16 protein-coding genes and 1 pseudogene are annotated in these 15904 nt (G+C 73.3%); 7 read left to right on the plus strand and 10 right to left on the minus strand.

The genetic code is table 11. The features are described 5' to 3' along the window. Positions 1–81: 81 nt before the first annotated feature. Genes B0E53_RS21275 through B0E53_RS21290 form a run of 4 tightly spaced genes read right to left on the minus strand, consistent with a single transcriptional unit; the run spans position 82 to position 3244 of the window. Entirely contained in the window at positions 82–525 is a 444-nt protein-coding gene (locus tag B0E53_RS21275) for an Rrf2 family transcriptional regulator (RefSeq protein ID WP_107077668.1), read from the minus strand. A gap of 4 nt (positions 526–529) precedes the next feature. Next, on the minus strand, positions 530–1414 hold the full coding sequence (locus B0E53_RS21280) for an ABC transporter permease (RefSeq protein WP_107077669.1): 885 nt from the start codon (positions 1412–1414) through the stop codon (positions 530–532). Further along, positions 1404–2183 (minus strand): ABC transporter ATP-binding protein, encoded by a 780-nt coding sequence (locus tag B0E53_RS21285; RefSeq protein ID WP_107077670.1) that lies wholly within the window; start codon positions 2181–2183, stop codon positions 1404–1406. Before B0E53_RS21285 ends, B0E53_RS21280 begins: the two co-directional genes overlap by 11 nt. Next, complete coding sequence (locus B0E53_RS21290) at positions 2180–3244, minus strand: ABC transporter substrate-binding protein (RefSeq protein ID WP_107077671.1); 1065 nt, start codon at positions 3242–3244, stop codon at positions 2180–2182. Before B0E53_RS21290 ends, B0E53_RS21285 begins: the two co-directional genes overlap by 4 nt. A gap of 229 nt (positions 3245–3473) precedes the next feature. Here B0E53_RS21290 and B0E53_RS21295 point away from each other — a divergent pair, with 229 nt between their 5' ends. Genes B0E53_RS21295 through nudC form a run of 3 tightly spaced genes read left to right on the plus strand, consistent with a single transcriptional unit; the run spans position 3474 to position 7121 of the window. Beyond that, a complete protein-coding gene (locus B0E53_RS21295) occupies positions 3474–4784 on the plus strand; it encodes a pitrilysin family protein (RefSeq protein ID WP_107077672.1) in 1311 nt (436 codons plus the stop codon). Positions 4785–4839: 55 nt separating this feature from the next. Then, on the plus strand, positions 4840–6177 hold the full coding sequence (locus tag B0E53_RS21300; protein WP_107077673.1) for a pitrilysin family protein: 1338 nt from the start codon (positions 4840–4842) through the stop codon (positions 6175–6177). Further along, a complete protein-coding gene (nudC, locus tag B0E53_RS21305; protein WP_107077674.1) occupies positions 6174–7121 on the plus strand; it encodes an NAD(+) diphosphatase in 948 nt (315 codons plus the stop codon). Before B0E53_RS21300 ends, nudC begins: the two co-directional genes overlap by 4 nt. Before the next feature lie 163 nt (positions 7122–7284). On the opposite strand, the gene B0E53_RS21310 is transcribed toward nudC, so the two are convergent. The 3 genes from B0E53_RS21310 to B0E53_RS21320 form a co-directional block, all read right to left on the minus strand. Continuing rightward, positions 7285–7554, minus strand: coding sequence for a hypothetical protein (locus B0E53_RS21310; protein ID WP_107077675.1), 270 nt, complete (start codon positions 7552–7554; stop codon positions 7285–7287). A gap of 210 nt (positions 7555–7764) precedes the next feature. Next, positions 7765–7995, minus strand: coding sequence for a DUF397 domain-containing protein (locus B0E53_RS21315; protein WP_107077676.1), 231 nt, complete (start codon positions 7993–7995; stop codon positions 7765–7767). Between the two features lie 70 nt (positions 7996–8065). Next, positions 8066–9046: a helix-turn-helix transcriptional regulator gene (locus B0E53_RS21320; RefSeq protein ID WP_107077677.1), complete on the minus strand. Its 981-nt coding sequence runs from the start codon at positions 9044–9046 to the stop codon at positions 8066–8068. A 206-nt stretch (positions 9047–9252) separates the two neighbouring features. Between B0E53_RS21320 and B0E53_RS21325 the strand changes: the two genes are divergently transcribed. Beyond that, positions 9253–10518 (plus strand): MFS transporter, encoded by a 1266-nt coding sequence (locus tag B0E53_RS21325; protein WP_107077678.1) that lies wholly within the window; start codon positions 9253–9255, stop codon positions 10516–10518. A 59-nt stretch (positions 10519–10577) separates the two neighbouring features. Here B0E53_RS21325 and B0E53_RS21330 read toward each other — a convergent pair whose 3' ends face one another. Then, entirely contained in the window at positions 10578–10820 is a 243-nt protein-coding gene (locus tag B0E53_RS21330) for a mycoredoxin (protein WP_091318416.1), read from the minus strand. 91 nt (positions 10821–10911) lie between these two features. Here B0E53_RS21330 and B0E53_RS21335 point away from each other — a divergent pair, with 91 nt between their 5' ends. From B0E53_RS21335 to B0E53_RS21345, 3 genes are all read left to right on the plus strand, one after another. Beyond that, positions 10912–13065, plus strand: coding sequence for an ATP-dependent DNA helicase UvrD2 (locus B0E53_RS21335; RefSeq protein WP_107077679.1), 2154 nt, complete (start codon positions 10912–10914; stop codon positions 13063–13065). Between the two features lie 130 nt (positions 13066–13195). Continuing rightward, on the plus strand, positions 13196–13450 hold the full coding sequence (locus B0E53_RS21340; RefSeq protein ID WP_107077681.1) for a hypothetical protein: 255 nt from the start codon (positions 13196–13198) through the stop codon (positions 13448–13450). Between the two features lie 131 nt (positions 13451–13581). Then, positions 13582–13947 carry a WhiB family transcriptional regulator gene (locus B0E53_RS21345; RefSeq protein ID WP_091068617.1) on the plus strand — a complete coding sequence of 122 codons (366 nt, stop codon included), beginning with the start codon at positions 13582–13584 and terminating at the stop codon, positions 13945–13947. A 294-nt stretch (positions 13948–14241) separates the two neighbouring features. On the opposite strand, the gene B0E53_RS21350 is transcribed toward B0E53_RS21345, so the two are convergent. Beyond that, positions 14242–15588 carry an AarF/ABC1/UbiB kinase family protein gene (locus B0E53_RS21350; protein WP_107077680.1) on the minus strand — a complete coding sequence of 449 codons (1347 nt, stop codon included), beginning with the start codon at positions 15586–15588 and terminating at the stop codon, positions 14242–14244. A 10-nt stretch (positions 15589–15598) separates the two neighbouring features. Next, positions 15599–15904: pseudogene (locus B0E53_RS21355) on the minus strand (hypothetical protein); the annotation flags it as partial.

Genomic DNA, 15904 nt, shown 5'->3' on the forward strand with positions numbered 1-15904 from the left:
GTGCCGGGACACCGCCGGCTCGCCGCGCCGGAGTCGATCGGGTCCGGGTCGCGTGCGCCCGCCGGCCGACCCCGAGGCTGGTCAGGACGCCGCGGCGCGGTCCGCCAGCAGGTCGGCGAGGGTGGTCCGGTCGACCACCAGGGCGATCGCGCCGTCCACCGCCAGCCAGACGTCCCGCAGCCCGGCGGCCACCCCGTGGTAGCCGGCGTGGTCGGCCGGCATACCCCGGACACTGGTCAGCGCGCCGCCCACCGCCCGCAGCACGTCACCCACGCTGATCTCGGCGGCCGGGCGGGTGAGCGCGTACCCGCCCTCGGTGCCGCGGTGGCTGTGCAGCAGCCCGGCCCGGCGCAGGTCGAGCAGGATGCCCTGGAGGAAGCTGAGCGGGATGTCCTGGCGCTCGGCCAGGCTCGCCGCCTTGACCAGCTCGCCGGCGCCGGACCCCCCGTCGCCGGTGGACCCGGCGGCGTCGGCGACGGCGAGCATGGCCCGGAGCGCGTAGTCGGCGCGCGCGGAGACGTACACGGCCTCAGTTGCCGGCCTGGTCCAGCACGCCCCAGCGGCGGCGGATCGCCTTGTCGGCCGCGCCGAACGCGGCGTCCACCAGCAGGCCCACCACCAGGATGACGATCATGATGGCCATCAGCCGGGGCGCCTCGCTCAGCTCCCGGGCGTAGGTCAGCTGCGCGCCGATCGAGGTCCGGGTGGCGATGACCACCAGCAGCTCGCCGGCCATCAGGCTGCGCCAGGCGAACGCCCAGCCCTGCTTGAGCCCGGCCACGATGGCCGGCAGCGCGGCCGGCGCGATCACGTACCGGTACAGGTTGAGCCCCCGGGCGCCGAGGTTGCGGCCGGCCCGGACCAGCAACGGCGGCACGTAGTCGACGCCGTGGATGACCCCGTTGGCCACCGAGGGCGCCGCGCCGAGCACCACCACGAAGAAGATGGCCTGCTCGCTGAGCTGGAAGAGCAGGATGGCCAGCGGGAACCAGGCGATCGACGGCATGGTCTGCAACGCGGTGATCATCGAGCCGAGCGCGGCGCGGAGCACCTTCACCCGGGCCACCGCCAGCCCGAGCAGCAGGCCGACGGAGACCGCGGCGGCGAAGCCCACGGCGGCGCGGCGGGCGGTGGTGGCCAGGCCGTGCCAGAGCGCCGGGCTGGCCACGTAGTGGCCGAGATCCTCGAAGACCACCATCGGCCCGGGCAGCGCCCAGGGGTCCTTCCAACCGGTCCAGACGACGGCCTGCCAGAGGGCGATGGCCAGGGCCAGCGCGGCCAGCTTGGGCCAGGTGGCCGACCAGATCCGGCGCAGCCGGGACGGCGCCTTCTCCCGGCCGGCGATCTCCAGGGCGTCCAGGCCGGAGATCTCCGCGTCGGTACGCGGCGCCCCGGCGAGCGTGTCACTGGCCATGGCGGCCCACCTCCGTACGCAGCCGGTCGGTGACCTCGGCCGCGATGGCCGCGATCTCCGGCGAGTCGATCCGCCGGGGTCGCGGCACGTCGACCTCGGTGGCGTAGATGATCCGGCCAGGCCGGCTGGAGAGCAGGATGATCCGGTCCGCGAGCCGGGCCGCCTCGCGGACGTTGTGGGTCACGAAGATCACGGTGAGCTTCCGCTCGGACCAGATCCGCTCCAGCTCGTCGTGCAGGATGTCCCGGGTCATCGCGTCGAGCGCGCCGAACGGCTCGTCCATCAGCAGCACCGGGGTGTCCAGGGCCAGGGTGCGGGCCAGCGCGACCCGCTGCCGCATGCCGCCGGACAGCTGGTGGGGGCGCTTGCGGGCGAAGTCGGCCAGGTGGACCGTACGCAGCAGCTCGGCGACCCGTGCCTTGCGCTCGTTCCGGGGCAGCCCGCGCAGCTTCAGCGGCACCTCGACGTTGCCCTCCACGGTGAGCCACGGGAAGAGCGCCGACTCCTGGAACATGAGGCCGGGGTTGACGCCCTCGCCCAGCTCGATCCGGCCGCCGCTGGTCCGGTCCAGCCCGGCGACCAGGCTGAGCAGGGTGCTCTTGCCGCAGCCGGACGCGCCGACCAGGCAGACGAACTCGCCGGGGGCGACGTCCAGCGACACCCCGTCCAGGGCCAGGACGGCGTGCTCGCCCTGGCCGTACACCTTGGTCACGCCGCGCAGCGCGACCGAGCCGGTCGCGCTGCGCGGGGTCGTCGTGGTCGACGTCACGGCTGGGTGACCTCGGGCTTGCCCTGCGCCTTGAGCACCTCGTTGAGGTACTTGAGGTCGTAGAGGCCGTTCAGGTCGACCGGCTGGGTCAGCTCGACGGCGACGGCGTGGTCCAGGCCGGCCTTCAGCGAGGCCGCGATCGGGTCGTTGGTGAACTCCAGGGTCGGCCAGGCCTGCTTGATCAGCTTGAGGTCCAGCGGCTTGCCGGTGATCTTGCCGATGTGGTCGGAGATGGCCTGCTGGGCCTCGTCCGGCTTGGTGTTGACGAACTCGTTCGCCGCGACCTGCCCCTCGACCAGCTTCTTCACGACGTCCGGGTGTGCCTTGAGGAACTTGGTGCTCACCAGCAGGTTGGTGATGACGAACTTCTTGTCCGGCCAGAGGTCGCGCTCGTCGACCAGGACCTTGCCGCCGGCGTTGACCAGCCGGGAGACGAAGGGCTCGGGCACCCAGGCGCCGTCGATGGCGCCGGTGCCGAAGGTCTCGACGGTCTGCGCGTTCTCCTGGGGGACCACCTTGACGTCGCCGCCGCCCTCCTTGGTGGTCTGCAGGCCCTTCTCCTTGAGCCAGTAGCGCAGCGCGACGTCCTGGGTGTTGCCGAGCTGCGGGGTGGCGATCTTCTTGCCGCGCAGCTGCTCCACCGAGGTGATCTCCGGCTTCACCACCAGCGCGACGCCGCCGGACGCGGCGCCGGAGACGACCCGGACCGCCTCGCCCTTGGACTTGGAGAAGGCGTTCACGGTCGGGTTCGGACCGATGTACGTGGCGTCGAGCGCGCCGGAGAAGACCGCCTCGATGGCCGCCGGGCCGGCGTTGAAGGTCTTGGTCTCCAGCGTGACGGCGCTGCCCAGCTTCTCCTTGAAGATGCCCTTCTCCACGCCGACCACGGCCGGCGCGTGGGTGATGTTCGGGAAGTAGCCCAGGCGCAGCGTCACCGGACCGGAACCACCGGCGGCGTCGTCGCTGTCGTCGCCGCAGGCCGCGGTGGCACCCAGGGTGGCCGCGCCGACCACGGCGAGGGTGGCCAGGGTGACCAGGCGGCGGAAGGGGAGCCGTCTCATCGTGTATCCAATCCGCAGTATTCCTACTTAGTTGGTAGGAAGACTGGGGCAGGCGCTGGGCGGCGTCAAGACCCATCCAGAATCCGGGACACGCGACCTGGGGATTCCCGGTGATTCCCACCTGTTCGGTGGAGATAGCCGCGCCGGTCGGCCCCCGCCCGGCACCGCCGTCCGGTGGGCCCGCGCACACCGCAGGTGCGGGCGTTGTGGACGCGTTAAGGTCGATCACGTGCCGACGCGGAGAGCCAGGATTCCAGCGACGAAATACCCGGTCGAGCGGTTCACCCTCGACAACGGCCTGCGGGTGGTGCTCACCCCCGACCGCAGCGCCCCGGTCATCGGGGTGGCGGTGGTCTACGACGTCGGCATCCGCTCCGAGCCGGAGGGGCGCACCGGCTTCGCCCACCTCTTCGAGCACCTGATGTTCCAGGGCTCGGAGAACCTGGAGAAGCTGGCCCACTTCCGGCACGTCCAGGGCGCCGGCGGCACCTTCAACGGCTCCACCCACCTGGACTACACCGACTACTACGAGACCCTGCCCAGTAACGCGCTGGAGCGGGCGCTCTTCCTCGAGGCCGACCGGATGCGCGGCCCCCGGCTGACCGAGGAGAACCTGCGCAACCAGGTCGACGTGGTCAAAGAGGAGATCCGGGTCAACGTGCTCAACCGGCCGTACGGCGGGTTTCCCTGGCTCACCCTGCCGCCGGTCATGTTCGACACCTTCCCCAACGCGCACGACGGCTACGGCTCCTTCGACGACCTGGAGTCGGCCACCGTCGGCGACGCGGCCGACTTCTTCCGCCGCTACTACGCCAGCGGCAACGCCGTCCTCGCGGTCAGCGGGGACATCGACGTGGTCGAGGCGACCGCGCTGATCGAGCGGCACTTCGGTGACGTGCCGGCCCGGCCCGCCCCGGAGCGCCCCGACTTCGCCGAGCCCGATCTCACCGCCGAGCGGCGCACCTCGTACACCGACCAGCTGGCCCCGCTGCCGGCGGTGGCCGGCGCGTGGCGGGTGCCCGACCCGGTGACCGACTTCGCCGGCTACCTGCCGTACGTGGTGCTGGCCGAGGTGCTCACCGACGGCGACGCCTCCCGGCTGGTCGAGCGGCTGGTCCAGCGGGACCGCTCGGTCACCAGCCTGGGCGGCTATCTCGGCTTCATGGGCGACCCGTTCGACGTGCGCGACCCCACCGCGCTGCTGCTCCAGGCCCATCTGCCGCCCGGCGGCGACGTGGACAAGGTGCTGCGCACCGTCGACGAGGAGCTGGACCGGCTGGCCACCGACGGGCTGACCGAGGGGGAGTTGGCCCGGACCCAGGCCCGGATGGCCACCCACCTCCTGCGGGACACCGACGCCGTGCTCGGCCGGGCGCTGCGGATGGCGGTCCTGGAACAGCAGCGCGGCGAGCCCGGCCTGCTCAACGAGCTGCCCCGGCTGGTCGGCGAGGTGACCGACGAGCAGGTCCGCGCCGCCGCCGCCACCCTGCGGCCGGAGCGCCGCGCGTCCATCGAGGTCATCGCCGGAGGTGCCCGGTGAGCGCGAGGAGTGAGCCGGGTTTGCGAGCCCCGCAGTCGCGAACGGAGGAGGGCCAGTGACGGCAACCGTGGAGACGGGTGTCCGGCCGCTGCCGGCGCTCGGGCCCAACCGCAGGCTCAAGCTGCCCAAGCAGGCCGAGCGCACGCTCGGCAACGGGCTCACCGTCATCGCGGTACGCCGCACCGCGATCCCGCTGGTCGAGCTGCGGCTCTGGATGCCGTTCGGGCGTACCCACCTGGCCCGTGGCGGGATGCTGGCGCAGACCCTGCTCTCCGGCACGGAGACGCACACCGCGACCCAGCTCGCCGCGGAGCTGCAGAAGGTGGGCGGCGGGCTCTCCGCCGGCGTCGACCCGGACCGGCTGATGCTCTCCGGGGCGGGCCTTGTCACCGGCCTGGACCGGATGCTGGAGCTGCTCGCCGACGTGCTCACCGGGGCGACCTACCCGGCCGACTGGGTGGAGACCGAACGGGACCGGCTGGTCGACCGGATCCAGGTGGCCCAGAGCCAGCCCGCCCACCTGGCCCGGACCGCGCTGCTCAAGCGGATCTACGGCCGGCATCCGTACGCGGTGCAGACCCCCGAGGCCGACCAGGTGCGCGCGGTGAAGGCGCCGGTGCTGCGCCGCCTGCACGCCGAGCGGGTGCACCCGGCCGGTGCGGTGCTGGTGCTGGTCGGCGACGTGCAGCCGGAGCGGGCGCTGGACGCCGCCGAGCAGGCGCTCTCCGGCTGGACGGGGGACGGGCAGCCGGCCGAGCTGCCGCCCGCGCCGCCGCTGGAGCCCGGCCCGCTGCTGCTGGTCGACCGGCCCGGCTCGGTGCAGTCCTCGCTGCGGATCGCGCTGCCCGCGGTGCCCCGGACCCACCCCGACCACGCCGCGCTGCAACTGGCCAACCTGGTCTTCGGCGGCTACTTCTCCTCCCGCTGGGTGGAGAACATCCGCGAGGACAAGGGCTACACGTACGGGCCGCACTCGCTGGTCGAGCACTCGGTGGCCGGGTCGGTGCTGGTCGCCGCCGCCGAGGTGGCCACCGAGGTGACCGCGCCCGCCCTGCTGGAGACCATGTACGAGCTGGGCCGGCTGGCCACCGTGCCGCCGAAGCCGGACGAGCTGGAGCAGGCCCGCCAGTACGCCCTCGGCACCCTCCAGCTCGGCATGTCCACCCAGGCCGGACTGGCCTCGCTGACCAGCGCGTACGCCGGCAACGGGCTGCGCCTGGACTTCCTCGCCGAGCACGCCGCCCGGCTGGCCGCGGCGACCGTGGACGACGTGACCGCGGCGGCGGCCCGCTACCTCGCGCCGGCGCAGGCGGTCACCGTGGTGCTCGGCGACGCCGAGCGGGTGGCCGACAGCCTCGCCACGCTCACCCCGGTCCGCACGGAGTCCGCGTGACTGGCGAGCCCGTCCCACCGCTGGCGCGGTCCACGCTCGACCGGGCGGCGCACCGGCGGACCGACCCGGGCTGGCTCGCCGGGGCGTGGGAGCAGGCCCGGGTGCTGGTGCTGGACTCGGCCGACGAGGGCCGCGCCCTGGTCCGCGGCGCGGCGGCCCCACTGGAGTTGGTGCTGGTCGGCCCCGGCGAGCTGCCCGAGGTGCCCCGGTCGGTGCCGATGTTCCTCGGTATCGAGCCGGACGGCGTGCCGGTCTTCGCGGTGGACTCGCCGTTGCCCGAGCTGGCCGGCACCCGCCGGGTCAACCTGCGCGAGGTCGGCCACCTGCTGACCGACCGCGACGCCGGGATCTTCACCACGGCGCTCGCGCTGCTCAACTGGCATGTCCGGCACGGCTACTCCTCGTCGACCGGGCATCCGACCCAGGTGGACGAGGCCGGCTGGTCCCGGGTCGACCCGGGCGGCGGTCGGATCTGGCCGCGTACCGACCCGGCGATGATCGTGCTGGTGCACGACGGCGTGGCCGGCCCGGACGGGCGCTGCCTGCTGGGCAACAACGCCACCTGGCCGAGCACCCCGGGGCAGCGCCGCTACTCCTGCCTGGCCGGTTACGTCGAGCCGGGGGAGTCGGCGGAGGCCGCCGTGCTGCGCGAGGTCCGCGAGGAGGTCGGCGTCGCGGTCGAGGAGATCGGGTACGCGGGCAGCCAGTCCTGGCCGTTCCCCGGTTCGTTGATGCTCGGCTTCCTGGCCCGCGCCGACGCCGACGCGCCGATCCGGGTGGATCCGGCCGAGATCGCCCACGCCCGCTGGTTCACCCGGCGGGAGATCGGCGCGGCGCTGGCCGACGAGCCGGTGCGGGTGGAGGGTGGCGACCGCCTGCTCCTCCCGCCGCCCTCGTCGATCGCCCTGTTCCTGGTCCACCGCTGGCTCGACGGCCACTGCTGACGGCGGGAAGAACGACCGGCGGGAACACGGGCCGGATGCGGTCCCGGCCCGGGACCGCCGTTGCCGCGGCGGTCTCGGGCCGGGAACACGGGCCGTCGTGGCCGGGTGAGGCATGGAACGCGGCGGGGGAGCCGGTCCGGCCACGACGGACGTCAGTGGCGGGTCAACCGCCGCCCGGGCGATAGGGGTGAGCCGGGTCCCGGTCTGAGATCGGCAGCACCTTGACGCGGTGCCGGCCGGCCCGGACGGCCCCCACGGTGGACAGCGCCCGGGCGAGCAGCAGGGCAGCGTCCCGGTCTTCGGCGTGGACGACCTGGCGGCGCGGTTCCGGCGCGCTGGTCTCGTCCCGCAGCCGGCCTCCGCCGGCCCAGGCGGCGGCGATGTCGGTGTCGGCGGCGGCACGGATCTCGGTGCGGACGATCAGGAACCGCATGGTGTCCCCCGGTACGGACGGACGGATGCACTCTGCAACTTCCACGTCACTCTTGCGTCATGTTACGCCCGCGCGTCATCCCAGCAAGTGAAACTCGCCTATTGTCCGCGGGCGTCGGCCGATCGGGTGAGCCCGGCTCAGCTCGGTTGTCGGGGGTGGACACGCAAGGGGCCGCCGGTGTCACACCGGCGGCCCCGCGACCTCGCCGGATCAGTTCAGGTCGAACTGGCCGTTCTTCGCGCCGGCGATGAAGCCGAGCCAGCCGGCCCGGTTGAACAGCAGCACCGGCCCGCGCGGGTCCTTGCTGTCCCGCAGCGCGACCGCCGCCGGCCCGGTGTGCAGCGGCGCCATCTCCACGCAGTTCGAGGTCTGGCTGCGGGTGCTCTTGCGCCAGGCGAGGCCGGCGAACTGCTGGGACGAGCTGTTGCGGATCTCGTTCATGGTTCTGCTCCTGGTCTGGAGTGCTCCGATGGGGACGAGTGACGCCGCGGGCCGGACGGGTGTCCGTGGATCACCGGTCCGTCGTCAGGCGCCCCGGGCCGCGGCGGCGCTGGGTCGGCGCCGTTGCCGGCCCGAACGCCACTGTGGACTCGGCTGCCGTGCCGGTCAGCCGTCCCGTCGCCTCGATCAGCCAGGAGAGGGTGTCCGATGCGGAGAGCGCCGCCGAGCATAGCCACTCGAACACCACTTTATAGCGATTTAGGGTGTTTGCCTCGGTCGACATGACGTCGGTGAACCCACCTTCGATGGCCAGCGTCTCCGGATCGAGCGGATCGGCGAACCGGTAGACCGAGAAGGCGGTGGGTGGGAGGTACCAGTCGCCCACCCGGGTGTCCCGCAGCAGCAGGTGCAACGTCACGTTCGGCAGCATGGCCAGCTCGCAGAGGTGGACGATCTGCTCGTGCAGCACCTCGGGCGGGCCGGCCCGGCGGCCGAGCGCCGCCTCCTCCAGCACCGCCGTGTAGCGGGGCGCGTCGGGGGAGCGGGTCAGCAGCGACTGGCGGGCCTGCCGGGCGCGTACCTCCGTCTCCGGGTCCTCGGTCTCCTGGTCGCCGGCCTCCTCGGCCACCCGGGCCGCGGACATGATCCGGTGCCGGGCGTACCCGGGGGTCTGCAACAGCCCCGGCACCAGCACCGGGTTGTACTCGGAGATCTCCGCGCACCCCGCCTCCAGCTCGGCGAAGCCGCGCTGCTGCTGGGTCATCACGGGGAAGTTGCGCAGCCAGCCGCGCATGTCGCCGGCCTCCTGGGTGATTCCCAGCAGTTCCTCGCGCAGCTCGCCGTCCGCCCCGTAGAGGGTCAGCAGGACGCCGACGTCGTCCGGGTCGGGGCGGCTGCGGCCGTTCTCCAGGCGGGACAGCTTGGAGGCGGAGGCCCAGCCGATCCGCTCGATGACCTGGTCGCCGGTGAGGCCGGCCTGCTCACGCAGCCGGCGCAGCTCGGTGCCGAGCCTGCGACGGCGCAGGATCGGGCCTGGTGCGGCAGGAGGCACGGTGTCCTCTTTCCCGTCGACCGTCGCAGGACGCGACGGTAACTGTATGAAATTCGCCCCCCACGGTCAGTATGGACGGCGCGACCGGCGCCGGAGGTTCCGGCGGGGGCGTGTCACGTGACAAAAAGAGGACCGTGGAGGGGTGCCTTCACCGGCGCGCCCGCCCCCGACGCGCCCCATGGCGCACGCCCGCCGGAGGGAACCCGATGCGCACCGTCCTGCGCCGCCCCGACTTCCGCCTGCTCTTCGTCGCGCTGCTGGCGAGCATGGCGGCCGAGTCGATCCTGCTGCTGGCCCTGGCCGTCTGGGTCAAGGACCTGACCGGGTCGGACGGTATGGCCGGGGCCACCATCTTCGCCGTCATCGCGCCGATGGCGCTGGCGCCGCTGGTCGGCTGGGTGGTCGACCGCTGCCGCCGCCGGCCCTTCTTCGTGGCCGCCAACCTCGGCACGGCCGTGCTGCTCTGCCCGCTCTTCGCGGTCCACGACCGTGCCGACGTCTGGGTGATCTACGTGGTGGCGGCGCTCTACGGGCTGTCGTACATCACGTTGAGCGCGGTGCTCAGCGGGCTGATCCGGCACCTGGTGCCGAGTGAGCTGCTGGCCGACGCCAACGGGGTGCTGCAGACCGTCCGGCAGGGACTGCGGCTGGTCGGCCCGCTGGCCGGGGCCGGGCTCTACGCCGCGGTCGGCGGCTGGCTGCTGGTCGCCCTGGCCATGACCGGCTTCCTCACCGCCGCGGCGGTGGTCGGCCTGCTCCGGGTCACCGAGACCACGCCGGCCCGGTCCGCGCGCCGCTGGCCGGCCGGGCTGGGCGCCGGGCTTCGGCACCTGGCCGGCGACCCCGCGCTGCGCCGGGCCCTGCTCGGGTACGGGCTGGGCTCGCTGATGATGGGCTTCACCGAATCGCTGATCTTCGCGTACGTCGACCTGGGGCTGGGCCGGGACGCCGCGTTCGTCGGCGTGCTGGTCACCGTGCAGGGGGTCGGTGGGCTGGTCGGCGGGCTCTTCTCGGCCGCGGTGGTGCGTCGGGCCGGTGAGGTGGGTGCGCTCGCCGCCGGGGTGAGCTTCTTCGGGCCGGCCGCGCTGGCGCTCGCGTACCCCCGGCTCTGGCTCGGCGTGGTGGCGCTGCTGCTGGCCGGGGTCTCCCTGCCGCTGACCATGGTCGGGCTGAACACGCTCATCCAGCGGCGGACCCCGCCGGGGCTGCTGGGCCGGGTCGCCGCCGCCGCGGAGGCGGTGGTCAGCGGCCCGCAGGCGGTCTCCATCGGGGCCGGCGCGCTGCTCGTCGGCGTCTTCGACTACCGCCTGCTCTTCGCCCTGGTCGGGGTGACCACCACGGCCGCCGGCCTCTACCTCTGGCGCGGCCGCCGGCTCACCGCGCCCCGGCCCGTCCTGTTCCACGTCCCGGCCCCGCGCCGCCCGCTCGACCACGAGGTGCTCGCCGCGACCCGCCGTCGCCGGGCGCCGTGAGACGCGACGAGCGGCCGTCCCAGGTGGGGACGGCCGCTCGTGGCAGGGTGCGGGTCGGGTCAGCCGGGAAGGCTGGCCAGGTGCTGCTTGACCTGGGTGATCGAGGGGTTGGTCAGGGCGCTGCCGTCGTCGAACCGCAGCGTCGGGACGGTCTGGTTGCCGCCGTTGACGCTCATCACGAACTCCGCGGCCTTCGTGTCCTGCTCGATGTCGACCACCTCGTACGCGATGCCCTCCCGGTCGAGCTGCGACTTCAGCCGGTGGCAGTAGCCGCACCACGGGGTGGAATACATCGTCAACATGGTCAGGTCCTCCAAGGGGTGGCTCGCGCCCGGTCCGATCAGGCCAGGCTAACCGCTGCAACATCGCCGGAGGCTGGAATGATTCCTGGCTGTGGTGGTTCACTCAGCGGCGGAACGGGTGCTGGCCGGCCTCGACCCGGAGCAGCGGTCCGCGGTGACCGCCCCGGCCGGCCCGGTCTGCATCCTGGCCGGCGCCGGGACCGGCAAGACCCGGGCGGTGACCTCCCGGATCGCCCACCGCGCGCTCACCGGCGACATCTCCGCCCGGCACGTGCTGGCGGTCACCTTCACGGCCCGAGCCGCCGCCGAGATGCGGGCCCGACTCAGCGCGCTGGGCGTGGGCGGCGTGCAGGCGCGCACCTTCCACGCCGCCGCGCTGCGCCAGGTCCGCTACTTCGCGCCCCGGCTGCTGGAGGGTCGGGCCATGCCCGAGTTGCTGGACAGCAAGGTCCGGGTGGTCACCCTGGCCGCCGCCAAGGTGGGCCTGCGCGGCGACCGGGCTGCCGCCCGCGACCTGGCCGGCGAGATCGAGTGGGCCAAGTCGTCGCTGGTCGAGCCGGGTGAGTACGTGGTCGCCGCGGCCAAGGCGCTGCGCGAGACCCCGTACGAGCCGGCCAAGGTGGCCGAGGTCTTCGCCGCGTACGAGCGGCTCAAGCGCGGCAACGGCGTGATCGACTTCGAGGACATGCTGCGCGCCGCGGTCTGGGGGATCGAGGAGCACGCCGACGTCGCCGAGCAGGTCCACGGCCAGTACCGGCACCTCGTGGTCGACGAGTACCAGGACGTCAACCCGCTCCAGCAGCGGCTCCTGGACGCCTGGCTCGGCGGTCGGGACGACCTCACCGTGGTCGGCGACGCCAGCCAGACCATCTACTCGTTCACCGGGGCGACCTCCTCCTACCTGGTCGACTTCCCGCGCCGCTACCGGGGTGCCACGGTGGTCCGGCTGGTCCGCGACTACCGCTCCACCCCGCAGGTGGTCGGGCTGGCCAACGCGGTGATCTCCCAGGCCCGGGGCGCCGAGGCGCGGCTCCGGCTGGAGCTGCACGGCCAGCGCCCACCCGGCCCGGAACCCGAGCTGCGGATCTTCACCGACGAGCCGGCCGAGGCCAACGCGGTCGCCGCCCGCTGCCGGGGGCTGATCGACGGCGGCACCCCGGCCCGGGAGATCGCGGTGCTGTTCCGCACCAACGCGCAGTCCGAGGCGTACGAGAAGGCGCTCACCGAGGCCGCGGTGCCGTACGTGGTGCAGGGGGCGGAGCGCTTCTTCGAGCGCCCCGAGGTGCGCCAGGCGATGATCGCGCTGCGCGCCGCCACCCGGTCCATCCCGGGGGAGACCCCGCTCCCGACCGCCGTCGTGGAGGGGCTCGCCGCGGTCGGCTGGGGGCCCGACGCGCCCCCGCCCGGCGGGGCCGCACGCGAGCGCTGGGAGGCGCTCGCCGCCCTGGTCCAGCTCGCCGAGGAGTACGCGGCGACGCCCGAGGTGGTGCCGATCGGCGAGGCCGTGGCGATCGAGCGCCCGGTCACCCTGAGCGACTTCAACGAGGAGTTGGCCCGGCGGGCCACCCAGCAGCACGTGCCCACCGTGGAGGGGGTGACGCTGGCCTCGCTGCACTCGGCCAAGGGCCTGGAGTGGGACGCCGTCTTCCTGGTCGGCTTGGCCGAGGGCACCCTGCCCACCACGTACGCGAAGACCCCCGAGCAGGTCGAGGAGGAGCGGCGGCTGCTCTACGTCGGGATCACCCGGGCGCGGGAGTGGCTCTGGCTGTCGTACGCGGCGGCCCGCTCGTCGGGCGGCCGGGCCCGGCGGCCGTCCCGGTTCCTGCCTCAGCTGGACCGCTCCGGCGGCGGCGAGCGGGCCGGCGCGGGCGCGGCCCGGCGCACCGAGCGGCGGCGCGCCCAGGTGGTCTCCTGCCGGATCTGCGGCGCCACCCTGCTCGCCGGGGCGGACCGGAAGCTGGGGCGCTGCCCGACCTGTCCGTCCGATCTGGACGAGGAGCTGTACGAGCGGCTGCGCGAGTGGCGGCAGCGGGTGGCCGGCGCGCAGAAGGTGCCGGCGTACGTGGTCTTCACCGACGCCACGCTCACCGCGCTGGCCGAGCGGAAGCCGGGCCGCATCGAGGAGCTGATCGCAATCGCCGGGATCGGCCCCCGCAAACTGGGACTTTATGGCGATACGGTGCTGGCCCTGGTGGCCGGTGCGGGGGTGGACGAGGTCTGCCCGCAGAAAAGTTTCGAAATCTAGCCGTAAATCGTTTGCCCTCGCCCCGAGCCGAGGAATAGCCTCAGGACACACCTCGCGAGCGGCGCCATTCTGGCTGCTCACGGGGGATGAGTCCATGGTCGGCACGAGGAAAGACAGGGAGGTGGCACCCGTGGAGATCTTCACCTATGAGCGTCCGGCGGCGATGCCAGCTGCCTGCGCTCCGCTGTCGTCCGTCCGGGTGGCCCTTGCCGCTCGACCGTCGACTCCGCAGGTGCACCAGGTCCAGGTTCAGGCCGAGCTGAACCTGACCGTCGCGCCGCTGGCGGAGATCGAGGGGACCAGTGGCTTCACGGGCATGGGCATCGGTGGCGTCAAGAAGCGCACGGATGTCCGCGGCGTTCCACCTCGAGGTAGACCGGTCTGATCCAGACCACCGGCTCACCTCGAGGCCGCGGAACCCGCACACCGGGATCCGCGGCCTCAGTTTTTTTGCACCGCCGTAGTGCCGAAGCAATGCGATCCACGAGATCGAAGTGAGAGAGAGGTGACCGGAGGATGAGTCTGGCGTTGGCCCCACTCGACGTGAGCGTCGAGGTGGAGGCGAACCTGCCCTGCCGGAAGTTCGACCCCGACCTGTGGTTCTCCGACTCGCCTACCGAGCTCGAGCTGGCCAAGTCGCTCTGCGGGGACTGCCCGCTGCGCGTCGAGTGCCTCGCCGGGGCGGTGGAGCGGGCCGAGCCCTGGGGCGTCTGGGGCGGCGAGATCTTCGAGCGTGGCGCGGTAGTCCCGCGCAAGCGGCCCCGTGGCCGTCCGCGCAAGGAGGACCTCGCCCGTGACGCCCAGCTCCGGGTCGAGGCGGAGGCGCGACTGGCGGCCAGTGGGCTGTCCGAGTCGCGTAGCGCCGTCCGGCTGGCAGCCTGACACAACCCCGTTCCAACGTCCCCGCCGGTGATCCTCACCGGCCGCGAGAAAGCCGAAAACGATGCTGCACCTGCCGAATGGAACCGAGATGCAACTACTCCACGAAGCGTTGTCCCGGGTTCGAATGCGCCGGCCTCAGGCTGGCACCACCACGAGCACTGAGGCAACCCGTTCCGCCCGTACCGTCGCCATGCGCAGCCGTAGCCAGTCGGCTCGCGACCTGGGCGTTCTCTAGATCCCTACACCACGAAGGGCGGTGACCGGATGGTCACCGCCCTTCGGCGTGCGCGTCGGTCAGCTCACCGGGGCGAAGCCGGGCAGCCAGCGCTCCAGGATGGCCCGGTAGGGCGCCTTCGCCTCCAACTGGCAGAGCACCCCGATCGAGCCCAGCGTCACCCGGTGGATCATCAAATAACCCGGTGGCAGGTTGAGCTGCCGGCTGAGCTGGTAGGTGGGGGAGCGGGGACTGGCCAGCCGGGCCGCCTCGCCGCGCAGCCAGGCCCGGGTGAACCGGAACTCGTCCGCGGCGATCGGCTCCAGCATCGGCCGGAGGAAGTCCAGCACCCCCTCGGCGTCGATCGGCTCGGTGGGGCTGACGAAACCCTCGGCGCGCAGCCCGGCCACCACCGCGTCCGCGTCGCCCCGCAACGCCAGCGCGGCGATCCGGCCGATCGGCTCGGGGGTGCCCTCCGGCATCCGGGCCACCGCGCCGAAGTCGATCACGCCGAGCCGGCCGTCCGGGAGCAGCCGGAAGTTGCCCGGGTGCGGGTCGGCGTGCAGCAGCCCGGCCCGCATGGGCGCGGAGAGGTGCAGCTCGGCCATCAGCCGCCCGGCCTCGTCACGCTGCTCCTCGGTGCCCTCCCGGATGATCTGCGACAGCGGGGTGCCCTCGACCCACTCGGTGATCAGCACCCGGGGCGCGGCGTCGAGCACCTCCGGGATGTAGATGTCCGGGTCGTCGGCGTACGCGGCGGCGAAGGCGCGCTGCGACTCGGCCTCCAGCTCGTAGTCCAGTTCCTCGGTGATCCGTTCGCGCAGCTCGACCAGGAGCGGCTTGACGTCCAGCCCGGGCTGGATCGCCCGGAACATGCCGCCCAGCCGGGAGAGCTGCTTCAGGTCGGCGAGCAGGGCGTCCCCGGCGCCCGGGTACTGGATCTTCACGGCCACGTCCCGGTGGCGTGGGCCGCCGTTCGGCCCGTACCCCGGGTCGCGCCATACCGCGCGGTGCACCTGGCCGATGCTGGCCGCGGCGGCCGGGGTGTCGTTGAACTCCACGAACCGGTCGCGCCAGTCCGGCCCGAGCTGCTCGGCGAGCACCTTGTGCACGGTCGCCGCGGGCAGCGGCGGGGCGGCCTCCTGGAGTTTGGTGAGCGCCTGCCGGTAGGGGGCGGCGATCTCCTCCGGCAGCGCCGCCTCGAAGACCGACAGGGCCTGACCGAACTTCATCGCCCCGCCCTTGAGCTGCCCGAGCACGCTGAACAGCTGCTCGGCGGTGCGCTGCTGGATCTCGGCGGAGATGACGTCGGACGCGAGCCCGGTGACCCGCTTGCCCATGCCGAGGACGGTCCGACCGGCGAAACCGAGCGGTAGAGCGGCGAGCTTGGCGGTCCGGGACACGGCCCGGCGCGGGATGTCGGTCACCCGGTCATTGTTACCGACTCGAGGGGCCCGCTGCTGCTGTGCGGCCGGGAGCGGGCGCGCCCGACCGGATCGGGCGACGCCCCGAGCACTCGCAGGAGGGGTGCGGTGGCCACCGGCGGTGCCGGAAGCGGCCCGGCCCCGGAATCTCGACGGCGCAGCCGAGGGTCTCCGGCGTGCCGCCGTCGAGCTGTGCCAACGCCTCGGCCGCCGCGTAGGCCGTCGCCGCCAGCCGGGTGGTGGCCGCGCAGGCCCGGTCGCCGTCGTCGGCCGCGAGCTGGGCGGCGAGCGCCGGCCACTCCGGGTCGCGGTCCGTCCG

This window comes from Micromonospora sp. MH33, from assembly GCF_003013775.1.
GTDB lineage: Bacteria > Actinomycetota > Actinomycetes > Mycobacteriales > Micromonosporaceae > Micromonospora > Micromonospora fulviviridis.

Excerpts from the sequence above, each read along its gene's own strand:
- B0E53_RS21280 (WP_107077669.1), bottom strand. The coding sequence starts at position 1,414 with ATGGCCAGTGACACGCTCGCCGGGGCGCCGCGTACCGACGCGGAGATC.
- B0E53_RS21290 (WP_107077671.1), bottom strand. The coding sequence starts at position 3,244 with ATGAGACGGCTCCCCTTCCGCCGCCTGGTCACCCTGGCCACCCTCGCC.
- B0E53_RS21310 (WP_107077675.1), bottom strand. The coding sequence starts at position 7,554 with ATGCGGTTCCTGATCGTCCGCACCGAGATCCGTGCCGCCGCCGACACC.
- B0E53_RS21315 (WP_107077676.1), bottom strand. The coding sequence starts at position 7,995 with ATGAACGAGATCCGCAACAGCTCGTCCCAGCAGTTCGCCGGCCTCGCC.
- B0E53_RS21325 (WP_107077678.1), top strand. The coding sequence starts at position 9,253 with ATGCGCACCGTCCTGCGCCGCCCCGACTTCCGCCTGCTCTTCGTCGCG.
- B0E53_RS21330 (WP_091318416.1), bottom strand. The coding sequence starts at position 10,820 with ATGTTGACGATGTATTCCACCCCGTGGTGCGGCTACTGCCACCGGCTG.
- B0E53_RS21345 (WP_091068617.1), top strand. The coding sequence starts at position 13,582 with ATGAGTCTGGCGTTGGCCCCACTCGACGTGAGCGTCGAGGTGGAGGCG.